The organism is Ruegeria sp. YTSC106, assembly GCF_059609765.1.
In genome coordinates this window covers 77,363-94,800 of the sequence record NZ_JBXWMI010000012.1, presented here as the reverse complement: position 1 = coordinate 94,800, position 17,438 = coordinate 77,363, and the positions used below count along the sequence as shown (strand labels likewise).

Below are 17,438 nucleotides of genomic sequence, written 5' to 3'. Positions count from 1 at the left end.
GAGGCCCAAAATGACTCAGAAAACTTGGTTTGATCCCACCTTGTGCCTGATCGGCGGGCGCTGGACCCAAGCGGATACGGGCGACAGCCTGCCTTTGATCAACCCTTCGGACGGGACCGAGATTTGCCGAATCGCCCGAGGGTCCGAGGCGGATGTCGACGCGGCGGTCAAAGCTGCCCGATCTGCGTTGAAGGGTGATTGGGGGCGAAAGACGGCCTTGGAGCGCGGCCGTATCCTGACCCGGTTGGGCCAACTGGTGCAGGAACGGGTGGACGATCTGGCGCGGCTTGAGGCGATGGATGTCGGCAAACCGCTGACGCAGGCCCGGGCAGACGCGGTCGCCCTGGCGCGCTATTGCGAGTTCTACGGCGGTGCAGCGGACAAGGTGATGGGCGAGACCATTCCCTATCTCGATGGTTACACCGTCTATACCCTGCGCGAACCGCATGGAGTGACGGGCCATATCGTGCCCTGGAACTATCCGATGCAGATTATCGGGCGTTCGGTCGGGGCGGCGTTGGCCATGGGCAATGCATGTGTTCTGAAACCTGCGGAAGAGGCCTGCCTGACCGCGTTGGCCTTTGCCCATCTTGCGCAACAGGCAGGGCTGCCAGCCGGAGCATTGAACGTCGTGCCCGGTCTGGGGGCCGAGGCGGGTGCGGCGCTGTCCGGACATTCGGGTGTAAACCACATCTCGTTCACCGGTTCTGTTGCCACAGGGGCCCTTGTGCAGCAGGCGGCGGGACGCAATGTGGTGCCCGTGACGCTGGAACTGGGCGGGAAATCCCCGCAATTGGTTTTTGACGATGCCGATCTGGATGCAGCGCTGCCGTTTCTGGTGAATGCGGGTGTCCAAAATGCGGGTCAGACCTGTTCCGCCTCATCTCGCATCCTGGTGCAGCGGGGCGTCTATGAGCAGGTCAGATCGCGCATGGCCAAGGCCTATGAAGAACTGACCGTCGGGCCGGCGATGCAGGATCTGCGCGTTGGGCCGTTGATCTCGGACCGGCAGAGACAGATTGTCAGGGGCTTTCTGAAAACAGCCACGGACCTGACTATCGCTGCGCAGGGGCAGATTGTCGATGACGCGCCAGAAACCGGAGCCTATGTCCGGCCCACTTTGTTCGCAGACGTGCCACCAGATCATCAATTGGCACAGGCCGAGATTTTCGGCCCGGTTCAGGTTCTGATCCCGTTTGACACCGAAGAACAGGCTCTGGCCATAGCGAATAGTACGGAATACGGCCTGGTCGCCAGCGTCTGGACGCGGGACGGTGCGCGACAGATGCGGTTGGCGAAAGCGCTGCACTCAGGTCAGGTTTTCATCAACAACTACGGTGCAGGCGGCGGCGTTGAACTGCCATTTGGCGGGGTGGGAAAATCCGGACACGGTCGCGAAAAAGGGTTTGAGGCTCTGTACGGGTTTTCACAGCTGAAGACAGTTGCCGCTTTTCACGGATAGCATTTACCCAGGCAGTTTAGATCAGCTTTGCTTCCAATGTATGATTGCCCCAAATCTGTGATGTCCGCGTGGCAGAATGCCCACTGAACCAACCTCCGACGACCTCGTCGGCAACCTTGGCACTGGCGGGGAACTTTTGTTTGCCGCCGTCCGCCAGGATCACCAAGTCAAACCAGACCCGAACTGAATACGGCGCATTGATCCGGCCTGAATTCAGGTTGTACTTGTGCCAGTGTACCGGGCAGCTTAGGAAAACGACCTTGTTGAATTGTGCCCCCATCTCGGCGGCTTTCATGACGACATTGCAGCCGTGGCTGTGGGCAACCACATCGCAGCCGTGATAAGCCTCAAGATCTATCCAGTTTTTCAGGTGTTTGGCAGCAATATGTCGGCCGCGGTCGGACCACCGGCCCTCCCATTCATAGTAGTTCTGCCCTGAAAAGATGTCGTTGCGATGCGGCTTGATGTAATTATGCAGATCTCCGACATGGGGATAGTACCATGTGGGGTCGGGATTGACTTCGAAGTGCGTGCCATGAACAAGAAGCAACCCCGGGACACCGGCTTTCTGTTGCGCGGGCGCCGGTGGAACCTTCGAACCCAGCGGGTCTGAAATCAGAGCGGACGACAGCACAGTAAGCAAATCTTGCGAGAGCGGCTCCAACTGCGCCCAACGTGCCGTAAACACACCAAGCCAAAGACGTGGCGGAAAAGATTCCGGCGAATACAGTTTGAGGCATGAACTCAGTGCGGCAAGAGCAACAATTGAATCAGGGGCTGCCAGACCAAGCTCCAAAGCAGCGTCAATATGTTCGAGGTTCGGCTGTTCTTCTGCTGCTCTGATCGCCTCGAACAAACGTTGGTAATACCCCTCAGGCTCTGGCGAAGTAAGCAGGTCAACGGGCCTTAGGTCGCCGGGGCCAACAAAGAAACGCATGTATTCGTGGGCGGATATTTGGCGGTCGTCAATTGGCCGGAATCCGAGCATGACAAGCTGTTTGGACAGAACGGCATCGTCAGTTTCTTCCAAATCGCGGTCCAACAGGAAAAGGTCGCTGTCATTGTTTTCGGCTTGCAGAAACTGCGCGCGGGACATCAGGTATGCGGCGTAGGAAAAAAGTGAAAGCTCGTCTCGGGATCCGCGGGTTTCGTAGAAGTTCTTTGGTTCAAATATCATTGTATCTCAACCTTAATGCTCGTTGGGAATGCTTTCCAAACTAGCATCAGGTGAGTTGCTGACAAATGTTGAACTCGCCGCCGTGGTTCAGACGATCACTTCGATCGCCTTTTGCTCTCCGACATCAAATACCCGCTTATAGCGCTCGATCTGGTCTTTCGGCCCCATCGCTTTTTCCGGGTTGTCCGATAGTTTCACCGTCGGGCGTCCATTGGCCGATACCGCTTTGCAGACCAATGAGAACGGCGCCAGCGCGTCATTGGGAACGAGCCCGCGAAAATCGTTGGTCAGCAAGGTTCCCCAACCGAAGGAAATATTGGCGCGGCCCGCAAACTGGGCATGCAATTCCTGAATTTTCTCTACATCCAGACCGTCAGAGAAAATGATCCGTTTCCGTGTCGGGTCTTCACCGCGCGCTTTCCACCAGTCGATGGCAACCTCGGCTGCCGCTGCCGGGTCTCCGCTGTCGATGCGAATACCGGTCCAACCCGCCAGCCAGTCAGGAGCATTGTCCAGAAACCCCTTGGTGCCATAGGTGTCGGGCAGGATGATGCGCAGGTTGCCGTCATGCTCGTCATGCCAGTCGCTGAGCACGTCATAAGGGGCTTGCGCCAACGCTTCATCCGTGTCGGCCAGCGCGGAATAGACCATGGGGAGTTCGTGCGCATTGGTGCCGATGGCCTCGACCTCGCGTCGCATGGCGATCAGGCAGTTCGAGGTTCCGGTAAAGGATTCGCCCAACCCTTCGATCATCGCCTGCACGCACCAATCCTGCCACAGGAAGGAATGCCTCCGTCTGGTGCCGAAATCCGCGATCCCAAGCCCGTTTATCGAGCTCAACTTTTCGATCTTCTCCCAAACTCGGGTCATCGCGCGGGCGTACAGCACCTGCAATTCGAACCGGCGCATATCGTTCAGCACAGCGCGCGAGCGTAATTCCATCAACACCGCCAGCGCGGGGATTTCCCACAACATGACCTCGTGCCATTTGCCTTCAAAGGTCAGTTCATATTGGTCACCTGTGCGTTCAAGGTGATAGGGCGGCAGGCGCATATTCTCGAACCACTCCATGAAGTCGGAGCGGAACATCTGCCGTTTCCCATAGAACATGTTGCCGCGCAGCCAGGTGCTTTCCCCCCGGCTGAGGCTGAGGGACCGGATGTGATCCAGCTGTTCCCGCAGTTCGCCTTCATCGATCAAACGCGCCAGAGGTACGTGATTCGACCGGTTGATCAGCGAGAATACAACGTCTGTTTGGGGCTTGTTTCGAAACACTGACTGGCACATCAGCAGTTTGTAGAAGTCAGTATCGATCAAAGACCGTACAATCGGGTCAATCTTCCATTTGTGATTGTAGACGCGGGTCGCGATGTCGACCATGGGGAACTCCTGCGATTTCCGTAGTTAGATCAATCGACTCCGGAAATGGCAAGAGTCGCTGATTTGGTGACAATGCCAGTTTGACGTCACAATACCGGCATATTGTGCATTGTTTTCACCGGTTAGTGAGAAGAGGGGATGGAAAGACGAAACTGAGTTTGTAAATGGGTATCGAGTACGATTTTGATATTGTTAACGTAGCGTTGGATGATTTAGACCCCGAAAAGCTGGGGGCTGACTCTGATACGGAACGCCGGGTGTGTGCAGTGTTCCGAGATATCAGAGCCGCGGACGCGTTGCGTGGAACATCACCGAAAATCCGCAAGATTTTCCTGGATGCCGGATTCAGTCTCGAGTCGCGCAACAGCGGCATTGTGCCTGGTGTGTTTCCAGCCGAAGATCAGGCGGATCGGGTGCGAATTCTGCGGTCGCTGTTTGAAAGCATCAGGGCGCGTGGAATTCAGGGTGAATATTGCGGCGATTTCAACCTTTGGGATTTCCTGCACTATGTGCGAACAGCGCAGCCCATGGCGGGGATCGTACGCAGCCGGCCGATGCGCGTTCCGTCACCACCGTCAAGCCAGACCAACCCGGAACGTCGCACTGTACCTGGACGCATTGGGTTTGCGCTGGGTCTGGCTGTTGTCCTGTTCGTAATGATCAAGCTTTTGGCCGCCGCAGGTGCGACACCTTAGGTCAATACGACTCCGGCGTTCCGCATCGCCTGCTCGGCTGCTGCCAGCGAACCGTCCATATCAATCGCGCGGCAGGCATCCATGCGAACTGTGACTCCGAAACCCAACCGGGCGGCGTCCACTGCGGAAAAGTGGACGCAGTAATCGGTGGCCAATCCCACAAGGGTCAAATGGTCGATGCCTCGGGTATCGAAATAGCCTTTCAGACCTGTCGGTGTCTGGTGGTCATTCTCGAAGAACGCGGAATAGCTGTCGATGGCACCGTGGAACCCTTTGCGAAGGATCAAATCGCCATCCGTGCGCAATTCGGGATGAAAACCCGCGCCCTGGGTGCCTTGTACGCAGTGATCGGGCCACAAAACCTGTGGGCCGTAGGGCAATTCGATCAATTCGAACGGGTTTTTGCCATCGTGGGAGCTTGCGAACGAAGAATGCCCTGCAGGATGCCAGTCCTGAGTCAGGATCACGGCGTCGAATTCGTCCATTATGGCGTTTATCGGTGCGACGATCTCGTCCCCCTCTGCCACAGCCAGTGCGCCACCGGGGCAAAAGTCGTTCTGGACATCGATCACGAGCAGGGCATGGGTCATGGCGGTCTCCTGTATTTACTCTATCGGTAGGCGGCGGCGCGCAGGGCGTCAATGCAATCCCTTGCGACTCTGGGTCTGCGAAGGTAGATCGCGCATATGTACACAATCGCTGCCCTCTATCACTTTACCCGTTTCGCGGATCCAGCCGCGTTGCGCGACCCCTTGCTGGACCTGTGCCGTAAGCGGTCCGTCACCGGTACGCTGCTGCTTGCACAGGAAGGGATCAACGGCACAATTGCTGGCCCGCGTGCCGGAATCGACGCCGTGCTGACACTTATCCAATCCTTGCCGGGCTGTGCTGATCTGGAGTGGAAGGAAGCGACCTCGGACCATCCGCCTTTCGGCAAGATGAAGGTGCGGTTGAAGAAAGAGATCGTGACCATGGGTCAGCCCGATGTCGACCCGCGCGCCCGTGTCGGTAACTATGTCGACCCGCAGGAGTGGAATGACCTGATCCGTTCTGAAGATGTCGTGCTGATCGACACGCGAAACGATTACGAAGTGGCAATCGGGACGTTTGAAGGCGCAATAGACCCTGAAACAGCCAGTTTCCGCGATTTTCCGGCATGGTGGGAACAGAACAAGGACCGCTTTCACAACAAGCGGGTCGCCATGTTCTGCACGGGCGGTATCCGTTGCGAGAAATCAACCAACTACCTGCTGGGTCAGGGGGTCGAGGATGTCTATCACCTCAAGGGCGGTATCCTGCGGTATCTTGAGGAAATGCCCGCTGAAGACAGTTCGTGGCAGGGGGAATGCTTTGTGTTCGACAATCGTGTTTCGGTTGGTCACGGGCTTGTTGAAGGGCCGCACAAGCTCTGTCACGGCTGCCGGCGTCCAATCCTTCCGGAGGATTTGAAGCGCCCGGAATACGAGCATGGCGTTTCATGCCATCAATGCATCGATGAGACCTCCGAGGCTGATAAAATGCGCTTTCGCGAGCGGCAAAAGCAGATTCTGCTGGCGCGCGAACGGGGTGAGGCGCATCTGCGGCAGGACTGAATTCGGGTTGCAGGCCTTTGCGTTAGATCGGATGATCTGCTCGCAGGCCAGATTGAAGGGGCGTTCATGCACCGCAAACCCACGACTTTGGATGAATGGAAATCAACCCTGATTGCAGCGTTGGGGCTGGTTCTGGCGAGCTTTCTTGCCTGGTATGGTCTTTCGCGCCTGAGCGAGGCGGCTGCGGGCGACACGATTGGCACAATCGCTTCGGTTGGCCTGTTGATCTGGCTGGTGTCGCAGTCTTGGTATTACATGACCCAGGTGAAGTCGCCCCACAGGCTTTTGTTTCTGATGGGGGTGTCGTTCATACAGGTTGTCCCCTTCCTGTTCGCCGCGGTTTACGGCGCCTTCGGATACAACGACCACTGTGTCATCGGCGCAGAGGGTCCGGGTGATATTCTGTATTTTTCCTACGTCACCTTCACAACCGTCGGATATGGCGACATGTCCCCGACCGGTCTGTGCCGGGGGCTCGCCGTGTCCGAAGCCGTGACAGGATATATCCTGCTGGGAATGTTTGTTGCCGCAGCTGTTTCGCTTTACGCCCGCAATCACAATCAGGAAAGACCCTAATAAGGGCTATTTGTTCTGATCGATCCAGCGAGACATCATTTTCTTGTCACGGAAACACTCGGACGGGATCGGGCGGCGTTTACTGCGTGAAATCCGCTCGGCAAATGCAACCTGCTTACCTGTCGGGTAGTTGTCGAATTTCGAAGAGCCACGCGGTTTGTGGGCCGAGATCCAATCAGACAAGAGCCGCCGGTCACGTTGTGCTTCAACCGGGATCTCAAGTGCCGATTGCTCGGCGATCGCGCGCGCATACCGCATTTGCCGGTCAGTCACCGGAAGCAGGTGGTAATCATTGTTCGGCCCGTTCAGGGCTGCGTGACGTGCTTGCTGGGTCATCGGTTTTTCCTCTGACTGAGTAGAACATAAATAGAACATCAACCAAAAATTTCAAGGTTTACGGGGTCTGGCAGGCGTAAAGTCGCCCTTTTGATGAATTTATTGACTGATCAATCAATAACCGATAGGCCGATTTTCAACGGACCATTTGTCCCGTCCAGACGGGTGCGAAACAAAAGGACACGGTATGAATTTTCAGCCCAGAGCCAGCCATTTCATTGACGGCGAATATGTCGAAGATGCAAACGGCGCTGCCCTTGAAGTAATTTACCCCGCAACAGGCGAAGTGATTGCGCGTCTGCATTCAGCGACGCCGGCGATCATAGATAAGGCTCTGAATAGCGCAAAAAATGCTCAGGCGGCTTGGGCGGCACTGTCCGGGACGGAACGTGGCCGAATTTTGCGCCGCGCGTCCGATATCATGCGCGAACGCAACTACGACCTGTCCGTTCTGGAAACCCATGACACAGGCAAACCGATTCAGGAAACCACAGTGGCCGACGCCACCTCGGGTGCAGATGCGCTGGAGTATTTTGGTGGATTGGCCGCCTCTCTGACAGGAGAGCATATTCCGCTGGGCGGGGGTGATTTCGTCTATACTATCCGCGAAGCGCTGGGCGTTTGCGTCGGGATCGGCGCCTGGAACTATCCCACGCAGATCGCCTGCTGGAAAGGTGCCCCGGCGCTTGCTTGTGGCAATACGATGGTATTCAAGCCTTCGGAAACTACGCCCCTTTCGGCATTGAAAGTGGCTGAAATTCTGGTCGAGGCTGGCGCACCCAAAGGCGTCTACAACGTGATCCAGGGTTACGGCGATGTCGGTGCTTCGCTGGTCACCGATCCGCGTGTGGCCAAAGTCTCTTTGACTGGTTCAGTTCCGACGGGCCGCAAGGTCTATGCTGCCGCAGCGGATGGCATGAAGCACGTGACCATGGAACTCGGCGGCAAATCCCCGATGATTGTCTTCGAAGATGCCGACATCGAAAACGCTGTTTCAGGTGCGATTCTGGGCAATTTCTATTCTGCGGGTCAGGTCTGTTCCAACGGCACTCGCGTCTTTGTACAAAAAGGTATCAAAGAGGCCTTCCTGAAGCGCCTGTCCGAACGTCTGGTCAACGCGAAAATCGGCGATCCAATGGACGAGGACGTCAGCTTTGGACCGATGGTCAGCAAGAACCAGATGAACATCGCCCTGAGCTATATCGAAAAGGGCAAAGCCGAAGGCGCAAGATTGATTTTTGGCGGCGAGCGGATCGACCGGGACGGCTATTATTTGCAGCCCACGGTTTTTGCTGACGTCACTGACAACATGACCATCGCGCGCGAGGAAATCTTTGGCCCTGTCATGTCGGTGCTGGATTTCGAGACCGAGGCAGAGGTGATGGCCCGCGCCAATGACACCGAGTTCGGTCTGGCCGCAGGTGTCTTCACGAACGATCTGACCCGGGCGCATCGAATCGTGGCCGGATTCGAAGCAGGTACTTGCTATATCAACACCTACAACCTTGCCCCGGTCGAGGCGCCGTTTGGCGGGTCGAAAATGTCCGGTGTCGGACGCGAGAACTCGAAACTGGCGATCAACCATTTCTCGGAAATGAAAACCGTCTATGTCTCGATGAATGATGTTGAGGCTCCGTACTGAATCAAGGACGGTTGTCCGCTGTTATTGACGTCTCTGCTGCAGGTGTCTGATGCCGGGAGCAGAGGAAACGCCCTGCCAGCCAGTGGCTGGGTATACTGCTCTGACAACACCGATGCCTGCCAGCGTGTTGAAAAAGTGGGTTTTGCAGAATTTGTGTTCAAAGACGCGGTCATCCTCAGCCGATTGGCCCGGCCCGGTGAGGATACTCGTCCGCGATTTTTCTGGCCACTGAACTCATTGAAGACGCGGAACCTTTGCCGCCGTATTTTGCTGATATGGCGTCTCGTTTTCACATATCTGCCGTAAATGCCACAGCACCGGTTGTTTCACGGGCGGTCAGCCGACGTGACCTTATTGATCGAGGAATGTGGCCTGAAATTCGGCGGCCTGTTCTTCGGCGTCATGTCTGGAACCTGGCATCTCTGAAAAAGGCTAGAGCCATATTTGCATCCCCGCCTGATCGGGCGTCCTGATTGGATCGGCCTTGAAGCAACGGCACAAGGCTTCCAGCGCTGCCAGAAGTTGAAACGCATCGCAGGGTATACCGGAGTCGGGAACTGCGTTCACTTTTCCGGGTGTAGCCGGAAAAGTCGCGAAATACGTCATTCTATCCCGACAGCGCTCAACATCTCTTCGATTCGCTGACGGGCGGACTGGCTGTCTTTCAACAGGTTTTCCGCGTCCGCCAGCGGTCTTTCCGCCGACCGTACCGGCAGGTCAGACAAGGCTTGGGTGGCTTGTTTCAATGCCGCGTATTTCCCGCCCGTAGGCTCCAGCCTCTCATCCGACACCCCGGCCAGCCAGAAATAGCGGTTTGCCGCTTCGTTTTGTTCGAGGCCTCGGAACATATCACCTGCGGCTGCAAAATCTTCTGTTGAAACCATCGCTTGCGCGCGCAAGGCAAGCGCCTCATCGGAATTGTCATCAGCCAGCTCCAACAGGGCTTGATGGGGGTGCCCCGACAGCAGAGCGGCCCGAGCCCGCAACCGAGCCCGATCCAAGCGCCGCGACTGATCTTCCGGTCTGTTCGCCAGCGCGAATGTCTGCTCAGCAAAGCCCAGATCAGCAAGGCGGCTGGCCAATGCAATTGCAGTTTCGGTTGTTAATACGGCAACCATGTCCGGCTGCATTACCTCCATCGTCTGGTGTAGAAAGGTTGCGTCGTCCGATCTTTCGGAAAGCAAATGCAGATGCCGATTGACGGCGCTGTCGCTATCGGGGCCGGGTGGCAGCGCTTTGATCACGTCGAAGGCGCGGTCGAATTCCTGGCTCAGGCTCAGAGCGATCGCATAGGTACGGTTCATAATCGGACCCAGTTCCGATCGCCTGAACTCGACCGCATAAGACGCCGCCAGATCAAGTTCCTGGGAAGAAACGGTTTTGCGTTCAGACCAACGTTTTCCCACCAAGCGCGCCAAAGCCAGCGGAGACTCAGCCGCGGCGTGGGTTGAGGTTATAACTTCGGTCAACAATTCTTCTTCACGTTCACTGTTACCTTCCGCTTTGGCAACGCTGGCTTTGGCCTGAGTGACACTGGGCGTTGTTTCCGGTTCTATCCGGTCAACGGAACGAATGACTCTGCGTGCAGCCTCCAGTTGTTGAGCGCTCACAAATATTTGTGACAGCCGCGGCCCTAGCAGGCGGCGAAGATGATCCGGCAGTCTTGCAAATGCGTGCTCGATAGCTTCAATATTTGCGTCAGGTGCCAGTTCCTTTTCGGACAACACAGCCCAAAGCGCAGCATCACTTTCACATCGTTGCAGGCCAATGAATGGACTCATCGGAAGCGTCGCCCGGTTATCAACAACCCGCGCAATTGCTGAAATTTGTTTGGTGCCGTCTGGCGGTGTCTCCACCAACTTCAAAACACTCAGCGCTTCGGCCCCGAAGCCGTACGAGGTGTAGAGCTTAGCCAGTTTCAGAGCCTTTTCGTCGTCAACTTTGTCAAACTCTTTGTACAGTCCTAAGCGGAGTGCCGACACTTGGCTTGGAAAAGGTGCTTCCCCTGACCAGGACGCAAAATTCAGCCCGCCATTTGAGATACAGGCAGGTCTTGGATCAATTGGTTGCAGCTCTTCGTTCAGAATGTTCTGCAAATCGTCCAAAACCGTGGTCAGACGCACGTTCGAATTCAATTGGGATGAGACAGCTGTTGTATCGGGTGAGATGGTATTGCGCGGCCCGACAGGTGCAAGCTCCAAGTCCAGTAACTTGCGATCGGTCCCTTGCAAAAGACGGATCGACAGCTGGTCCTTTATCCCTTGCTCAGTCATGGTGAGGAGTGGCAGATTCAACCCTGTGTCGATGTATGGCGGCGTGGCTTCGGCTGTTCTCCCGCTCAAGGGTGGCGGAATATCCTCAAGAAGCGGCGGCAAAAAATCCTCTGGCATGATGTCCAGTACGATCATCGAATTTCTGTACAGAAACGCCGACGCTACGCAGTTGCATCCGAATTCCATCTCCAATGCGCTGCCGGGGCTTTTCTGTGACAAGGAGGTCAGGCGGTTCGTGGTCAAACGCCCAAAAACCGAGTTAGTTTCGAATGTCACGTCGTCCAAAGCAATTGTTATGCTTGCGCCGTTCTTGCGTTGCGCCAGCACCCAACCAGTATCCGGTGGCACGTCGAAAACCAGACGTGTGTATCCGTCATGCTCTCCGGATCGCACCACCACTTCCTGTGCGGTCACGACATTTGCAGCCGTGACTAAAACCGCTATCAGAAATCCGATACGCTTCATGCTGCAGCCTGCTTGAGCTCTTTTAAAGCGTCCTCCAACTCCGAAAAGCCGGGGCGGTTGTGAGTTGGGGTATTTTGGCGTCCAACCTCGATGCACATGGCGGTATTATGATTATGAAGATTGGCAACCAGCACTTCCTTGATCAATTGATAGAAGTGGTTGTCTTCTTCAGCCACGGCTTTCAATTTGCCAGCGAAGGGGCCGACCAGACCATAGGCCAGAAAAACGCCCAGAAACGTACCCACCAGGGCACCCCCGATCAATTTCCCCAGCACTTCGGGTGGCTGATCGATTGATCCCATCGTCTTGATCACGCCCAAAACCGCAGCAACAATCCCCAGCGCGGGCAGGCCATCTGCTACTGTCTGAAGCGCATGGCTGGAGTGCATGGCATGATGAAAATTTGCCTCCATGCGCTTCTCCAGAACCTCTTCAACCTGGTGTGGGTCGTCATAGTTCATTGCCGCTGACCGCATCGTGTCACAAATCAGGTCGACGGCCTCTTTGTCGGATTGAATCTTGGGGTATGCAGAAAACAAGCTGGAGTTTTCAGGGTCTTCAACATGCTGCTCAACCTCCACGGGGTTGGCGCGGGCAATACGGATCAACGAAAACAGAAGACATAGAAGGTCGCGATAGTCTTCGGGTTTCCATTTCGGGCCTTTGAACACTTTGCCCATGTCTTTGATCGTATGTTTCACGCCACCCATGTCGTTGCTGATCAGAAAGGCTCCTACGGCCGCACCGCCGATCATCATCATTTCGAATGGAAGGGACTTCATGATGATGGTCATCTTGCCGCCTGCCGCAAGATAGCCCCCGAAGACCATTACGAAGATGACAACAATTCCAACAATTCCAATCATTTGAGATCTCCAGATGAGTTCGGTGCAAAACCGGGCAACACAGGCGATTATTCCTGCGGGGCCGAGGCGTTGCGACCGGCCATGACAACGCTGATCGTGTAGGCAGCTTCGGGACTTAGGCCCGCCAGTACGCCAGCCGCTGCGTCCGCCGGCATGCGGGACAAGAACCCTGCGGCAAAGGTCGGGTCCATGGTTTCAAACAATGCGGCTGCGTCCTTTGGTTTCATGTTCTGGTAAACATCCGTTAAGCGCGCCAGATCGTTCTCTGCCGCCCTGTCTGCAACCGCCAGTGTGTCGCGCAGGGAATCTTCCGCGTCCTTCAAGGCCGTCAGGCGCGTTTCAACGGCTTGGGTTGCGATTTCCAGTGCTTTTTCCTGATCGCGTAAATCATCCTCTCGCTGTTTGACGCGTTTCTCCCGGCTCAAAAGCTCTGCCAGCACAACCTGAACATCGCGTGTTTCGGACGCGGCAGGCTTGTTTTCCACGGCTTCGGGTGTCACCGGTTTGGCGAGCGCAGGTCCCGCCTCCAAGCCAAGGCGAATGGCTGCCGAGCCGATCATCAGCAATGAGATGACGGCAAGCACACCACCGCGCGGGCGTGTATTGTGTTTGGCGTTCCGCGCAAGGCTCATACCTGCGCCTCGCTCTGCTTGCGGTCATGCCGGAAGAACATCAGGCCCTCTGGCGCTTTGGGTGGCTCTTCACTCGCACCAGTTTCGACCGGTTCCGCTGTTTTCTCGTGCCCGGTGCCCATTTCCTCTTCAGGTTGAGGCTCGTCTTGGAGAGACTTTGCTTTTTCCGGGGCAGCAGTTTCTTCTTCGGGGATGATATCATGCAGAGATGCCATCATGAGTTCCAGGCGCTGTGCCACGGTTTCAGCCCTTTGCGTCAGCGCCTTAAGCTGATCACCCGATTGATCAGAGGCGTTTCGCGCGCTGTCCAGGGATTTCTTCAGCTCTTCTGCCTGGGTCGACAACACGGCCACTGCACCACCGACGCCTTTTTCAAGATCGGTGAACCGCTTGAGGCGGCGCGACAGCACAAAGCAATAAAGACCCGCGCCCAACGCACCGGCGACCAGCAAAATATCCGCAATCAGCTCCAATTCCGCCTCCTAATTCAGCACAATTTCCATCACCAGCACATCGCGAACGCGCCCTTCGCCGACGACTATTCCAATGCGTCGCAGCAGGTGACCTCGGATGCGCGTCAATGCCAGTGAATCCTCCAGGTCCTTCAGCTCAACGGCTCGCAGGTAACCGTTCAGGACATCCATGATTCGTGGCTGCATTTTTTTCACATCATCCATGTACGGCGCGTTAACTTCGAGCTGTGCGTGGAACTTCAAATGCCGCGACTTGCCGGAATTCACCGATACAACGACCGGCGGCAGATCAATAAACCCGACATCTGCCAGCGCTTTGGCAGGTTCGTCTTTCGCCCCGTCTTTGTTGGTCTCAACTGCGGCTTTGCCGCCCAGCGGAATCAATCCGGACGATGTCAGGAAATACCCGCCCGCAGCTCCGACGACCGCAAGGATCATCCCGATTAGCATTCCCTTTTTCCCTTTTTTCTCGGTGGGTTCCGCCAGTTTGTAGGTTGCGTCGGTCATGACGTCCTCATTCATCCGTTCTGTCTCTGTCATAACCGTGCAGGGACTAACCGATTGTTAAGAGCAATCGTCCAAACAGAGGATGCGTCGGGCAGAATGCCGGCGAGTCGGAGGTGAGCGTGCAGCAGATCGGAACTGTCTGGGCTAGTTTGGACAGGCGTAAACAAATCATTGTCGCTGGCGCGGTTGCGCTGGTGTTTCTGGGTATCCTCGGAATGTCGCGCCTTGTGACTGCTCCGTCCATGACGTTGCTTTATGCTGGTCTGGAAAACGGTGCCGCTGGGGATATAGTACGAGCGCTGGACCAGCGTGGCGTCACATATGAGATCCGGGGCGGATCGATCTACGTCTCCGGTGCGCAGCGCGACGAGTTGCGAATGACCCTGGCCAGCGAAGGCCTGCCCGCAAACGGCAACAAAGGGTACGAACTGCTTGATTCGTTAAGCGGGTTTGGCACCACGTCTCAGATGTTCGATGCTGCTTATTGGCGCGCGAAAGAGGGTGAACTGGCGCGGACTATTGTCGGCAGCCCGCATGTCAGTCAGGCGCGCGTCCATATTGCCAATGGGACAGCAAACCCGTTTCAGCGCAGTGTGGCACCAACGGCTTCGGTTTATCTCGTGCCATCCGGAAGCGAAATTACCGGTGATCAGGCCAAGGCTATCCGGTTCCTTGTTGCCTCGGCTGTCAGTGGGCTGACGCCAGAGAACGTAACGGTGATTGATTCACAAGGGGCTGTGATTGGCGGGCAAGATACCACAGCGACAACAGACACCGCCGATGACAAGTCGCGTCAGTTGCGAGAACGTGTTCTGCGTCTGGTCGAGGCGCGTGTCGGTACCGGCAATGCTGTGGTCGAGGTCAGTGTGGATACCGAGACCAAGACAGAATCCATTCGAGAGAGGCGCTTTGATCCCAAGGGCCGCGTGGCGATCAGCACGGATGTCGAAGAACGCTCGGACAGTGCTCGAAATCAGTCATCGGATGTTACTGTGGCGTCAAATCTGCCTGATGGTGACGCGGCAGGCGGAGATGAATCCAACTCGACGGCCACCCAGACTCGTGAGCGGGTGAACTATGAAGTCTCCGAGACAGAGCTGGAAGTACACAAGGCCCCCGGCGCGATCAAGCGTCTGACGGTTGCGGTTCTGGTCAATGGGACAAGATCGGTGGATGCGTCCGGATCCGAAGCATTTACGCCCTTGCCTCAGGAAGAGCTGACCGCTCTAGAAGAACTCGTGGCTTCAGCAGTCGGGCACGATGCGGCGCGCGGGGACGTTATCACACTGAAATCCATGGATTTTCCCTCGGTTGAGCCGCAGGGTACTCTGGTGACCTCGTCGTTCTGGCAGAACATCCATCTGGATGCCATGTCCTTGATACAGATGGCTGTGCTGGCTCTGGTTTCGCTGGTGTTGGCGCTGTTCGTGATCCGCCCGATCCTGACGAAGCCAACCTCGGCACCGGCGTTGCTGGCTGCTGCGGATGGGGCGAATTCGGGCGCATTGGCTCTGACTGGTGAAATCGCGCCGGAGGAACCGGCAGAGTTCTCTTCCTTGCCAGCAGAGCGCAGTGTCCCGGCCCTCGGCTCGAGCGCCACGGAGGATCCTGTTGATCGGCTGCGCGCCATGATCGGTGACAAGCAGGAAGAGACTGTCGAGATCCTGCGCAGTTGGCTTGAAGAAGGCGAGGAGCGGGTGTGATGTCGATTGCCCATCTGCTTGAGGATTTCACCACCCAGACTGGTACCGGGCCCGTTCTGCTTCTGGATGAGGACGCGCTGGAAGAACAACGGCTCTCTGCCTTTGAAGACGGGTATGGGGCCGGTTGGGAAGATGCCTCTCGGGCGCAGGAACAAAGTCGCGGCCAAATCTCGGCTGAATTGGCCAGGTCGCTTCAGGATATGTCTTTCACCTATCACGAAGCAATCACCCGCATGACCCTGTCTCTGGAGCCCATGTTCGCCAGTCTGGTTCAGACCGTACTGCCTGAGATGGCCGAGCGCGGCTTGGCTGCCCGCCTTGTGGAACAACTCTGTGAAATGGCGTGTTCCCGGGCAGAGCAGCCGATGCAGATTATGGTGCCGCCGGGATGCGCCGAAAAGGTTGCAGCGCTGTTGCCGCAAGACTTGCATCCCACTCCTCAGGTTATCGAACACTCTGAGCTGGAGCCGGGTCAGGCCCGCCTTGAGGTAGGCACAAGCAGGCGTGAGGCCGATTGCACCGCGTTGCTCGCCGCCATCGCACAGATCTTTGACGCTTATGTCTTTGAGGCAAGAAAGGCTTTGTCCAATGAATGACACCCAGATTCCGAAAACTGAAAAACCCAACCCGTTCGATTCGGTCCCGATTGAAGTGACCGTTTCAGTTGGTCGCACGCGCCCACTGATCCGGGACTTGTTGAACATGGGAGAGAATGCAGTGCTGATCTTGGACAAACGTATCGAAGACCCGGTCGATCTCTATGTTGGGGATCAGTTGGTCGCACGCGGGTTGCTGGAGGAAATGGAGGGCGATCAGGCGGGGCAGCTTGCAGTGCGCCTGACCGAGATTGCGGATTTGCAAAACGGAATTGGCTGATGCGCTATGTGACCTGGCTGGCTTTGGTGGTCATGTTGATGCCCTCACTGGCCGCAGCTCAGGATTTGACCTTGTCTTTGGGCGAAGGCGGATCGATTTCCGCCCGAACAATCCAGCTGATTTTTCTGATAACAGTGCTGAGCATCGCTCCGGGGTTGGCGATCATGATCACCTGCTTTCCATTCCTGATCACTGTTCTTTCAATCCTGCGGCAAGGGATCGGCCTGCAACAATCTCCACCCAATATGCTGTTGGTCAGCCTGGCGTTGTTCCTGACCTATTTCATTATGGACCCGGTGTTTTCCGAAGCATGGGCCACAGGGATACGCCCGATGATAGAAGAGACGATGGAGGTGGAGTCAGCATTGGAGCGCGCGTTAGAGCCGTTCCGCGCCTTCATGGCGGCGCGACTCGATGCGGACACGTTTTATGCCATGGCAGCTTTACGTCCCGGCGGCGAGGCTATGGAGTTGTCCGCACAGGCACCGTTGTCGGTTTTGATGCCATCTTTCATGCTGTCTGAAATCGCGCGGGCGTTTCAGATCGGGTTTCTGATTTTTCTGCCGTTTCTGATCATCGATCTTGTCGTGGCTGCTGTATTGATGTCGATGGGTATGATGATGGTGCCACCGGCCATTGTATCCTTGCCATTCAAGTTGGCTTTTTTTGTGATCGCCGACGGGTGGGCTTTGATTGCGGGTGCATTGGTGCGCAGTTATATGCCGTGATCTCGACATATAGCCGAGGCGCGCTGAAAAAACAGGCGGTCAGACGACTCTGCCC

General features: G+C 56.3%; 18 protein-coding genes. 9 read left to right on the top strand and 9 right to left on the bottom strand.

The window, feature by feature from the left end:
- Positions 1 to 10: 10 nt before the first annotated feature.
- Positions 11 to 1,462: an aldehyde dehydrogenase family protein gene (locus AC2FEB_RS16560; protein WP_496674574.1), complete on the top strand. Its 1,452-nt coding sequence runs from the start codon at positions 11 to 13 to the stop codon at positions 1,460 to 1,462.
- 16 nt (positions 1,463 to 1,478) lie between these two features.
- On the opposite strand, the gene AC2FEB_RS16555 is transcribed toward AC2FEB_RS16560, so the two are convergent.
- Entirely contained in the window at positions 1,479 to 2,639 is a 1,161-nt protein-coding gene (locus tag AC2FEB_RS16555) for a hypothetical protein (protein ID WP_496674575.1), read from the bottom strand.
- 87 nt (positions 2,640 to 2,726) lie between these two features.
- Positions 2,727 to 4,019, bottom strand: coding sequence for a nicotinate phosphoribosyltransferase (gene pncB / locus AC2FEB_RS16550; RefSeq protein ID WP_496674577.1), 1,293 nt, complete (start codon positions 4,017 to 4,019; stop codon positions 2,727 to 2,729).
- 164 nt (positions 4,020 to 4,183) lie between these two features.
- On the opposite strand from pncB, the gene AC2FEB_RS16545 reads away from it, so the two are divergent.
- Positions 4,184 to 4,714, top strand: coding sequence for a hypothetical protein (locus AC2FEB_RS16545; protein ID WP_117871685.1), 531 nt, complete (start codon positions 4,184 to 4,186; stop codon positions 4,712 to 4,714).
- Here AC2FEB_RS16545 and pncA read toward each other — a convergent pair.
- Entirely contained in the window at positions 4,711 to 5,304 is a 594-nt protein-coding gene (gene pncA, locus AC2FEB_RS16540) for a bifunctional nicotinamidase/pyrazinamidase (protein WP_496674579.1), read from the bottom strand. The two genes, AC2FEB_RS16545 and pncA, sit on opposite strands and share 4 nt — an antisense overlap.
- A 96-nt stretch (positions 5,305 to 5,400) precedes the next feature.
- Here pncA and trhO point away from each other — a divergent pair, with 96 nt between their 5' ends.
- On the top strand, positions 5,401 to 6,306 hold the full coding sequence (gene trhO / locus AC2FEB_RS16535) for an oxygen-dependent tRNA uridine(34) hydroxylase TrhO (protein WP_496674581.1): 906 nt from the start codon (positions 5,401 to 5,403) through the stop codon (positions 6,304 to 6,306).
- Positions 6,307 to 6,372: 66 nt separating this feature from the next.
- Entirely contained in the window at positions 6,373 to 6,882 is a 510-nt protein-coding gene (locus AC2FEB_RS16530) for a potassium channel family protein (RefSeq protein ID WP_496674583.1), read from the top strand.
- Positions 6,883 to 6,888: 6 nt separating this feature from the next.
- Here AC2FEB_RS16530 and AC2FEB_RS16525 read toward each other — a convergent pair whose 3' ends face one another.
- Positions 6,889 to 7,218 carry a hypothetical protein gene (locus AC2FEB_RS16525; RefSeq protein WP_299636900.1) on the bottom strand — a complete coding sequence of 110 codons (330 nt, stop codon included), beginning with the start codon at positions 7,216 to 7,218 and terminating at the stop codon, positions 6,889 to 6,891.
- Between the two features lie 187 nt (positions 7,219 to 7,405).
- Here AC2FEB_RS16525 and betB point away from each other — a divergent pair, with 187 nt between their 5' ends.
- Positions 7,406 to 8,860 (top strand): betaine-aldehyde dehydrogenase, encoded by a 1,455-nt coding sequence (betB, locus tag AC2FEB_RS16520; RefSeq protein ID WP_496674585.1) that lies wholly within the window; start codon positions 7,406 to 7,408, stop codon positions 8,858 to 8,860.
- Positions 8,861 to 9,462: 602 nt separating this feature from the next.
- On the opposite strand, the gene AC2FEB_RS16515 is transcribed toward betB, so the two are convergent.
- Genes AC2FEB_RS16515 through AC2FEB_RS16495 form a run of 5 tightly spaced genes read right to left on the bottom strand, consistent with a single transcriptional unit; the run spans position 9,463 to position 14,076 of the window.
- Positions 9,463 to 11,598: a hypothetical protein gene (locus tag AC2FEB_RS16515; RefSeq protein ID WP_496674587.1), complete on the bottom strand. Its 2,136-nt coding sequence runs from the start codon at positions 11,596 to 11,598 to the stop codon at positions 9,463 to 9,465.
- Complete coding sequence (gene motA / locus AC2FEB_RS16510) at positions 11,595 to 12,464, bottom strand: flagellar motor stator protein MotA (RefSeq protein ID WP_496674589.1); 870 nt, start codon at positions 12,462 to 12,464, stop codon at positions 11,595 to 11,597. Before motA ends, AC2FEB_RS16515 begins: the two co-directional genes overlap by 4 nt.
- Positions 12,465 to 12,511: 47 nt before the next feature.
- Positions 12,512 to 13,096, bottom strand: a complete 585-nt coding sequence (locus AC2FEB_RS16505; protein ID WP_117871704.1) for a MotE family protein — start codon at positions 13,094 to 13,096, stop codon at positions 12,512 to 12,514.
- Positions 13,093 to 13,569 (bottom strand): hypothetical protein, encoded by a 477-nt coding sequence (locus AC2FEB_RS16500; RefSeq protein ID WP_117871706.1) that lies wholly within the window; start codon positions 13,567 to 13,569, stop codon positions 13,093 to 13,095. Before AC2FEB_RS16500 ends, AC2FEB_RS16505 begins: the two co-directional genes overlap by 4 nt.
- A 9-nt stretch (positions 13,570 to 13,578) precedes the next feature.
- Positions 13,579 to 14,076 (bottom strand): flagellar basal body-associated FliL family protein, encoded by a 498-nt coding sequence (locus tag AC2FEB_RS16495; RefSeq protein WP_496884220.1) that lies wholly within the window; start codon positions 14,074 to 14,076, stop codon positions 13,579 to 13,581.
- Between the two features lie 119 nt (positions 14,077 to 14,195).
- Between AC2FEB_RS16495 and fliF the strand changes: the two genes are divergently transcribed.
- From fliF to fliP, 4 genes are read left to right on the top strand one after another with little or no spacing between them, the layout of a single operon-like run.
- Entirely contained in the window at positions 14,196 to 15,779 is a 1,584-nt protein-coding gene (fliF, locus tag AC2FEB_RS16490; RefSeq protein ID WP_117872939.1) for a flagellar basal-body MS-ring/collar protein FliF, read from the top strand.
- Entirely contained in the window at positions 15,779 to 16,375 is a 597-nt protein-coding gene (locus tag AC2FEB_RS16485; RefSeq protein ID WP_496674592.1) for a FliH/SctL family protein, read from the top strand. The genes fliF and AC2FEB_RS16485 overlap by 1 nt, the downstream gene beginning before the upstream one ends.
- A complete protein-coding gene (locus AC2FEB_RS16480) occupies positions 16,368 to 16,655 on the top strand; it encodes a FliM/FliN family flagellar motor switch protein (protein WP_117871713.1) in 288 nt (95 codons plus the stop codon). The genes AC2FEB_RS16485 and AC2FEB_RS16480 overlap by 8 nt, the downstream gene beginning before the upstream one ends.
- Positions 16,655 to 17,383 (top strand): flagellar type III secretion system pore protein FliP, encoded by a 729-nt coding sequence (gene fliP, locus AC2FEB_RS16475; RefSeq protein ID WP_496674594.1) that lies wholly within the window; start codon positions 16,655 to 16,657, stop codon positions 17,381 to 17,383. Before AC2FEB_RS16480 ends, fliP begins: the two co-directional genes overlap by 1 nt.
- Positions 17,384 to 17,438: the final 55 nt, after the last annotated feature.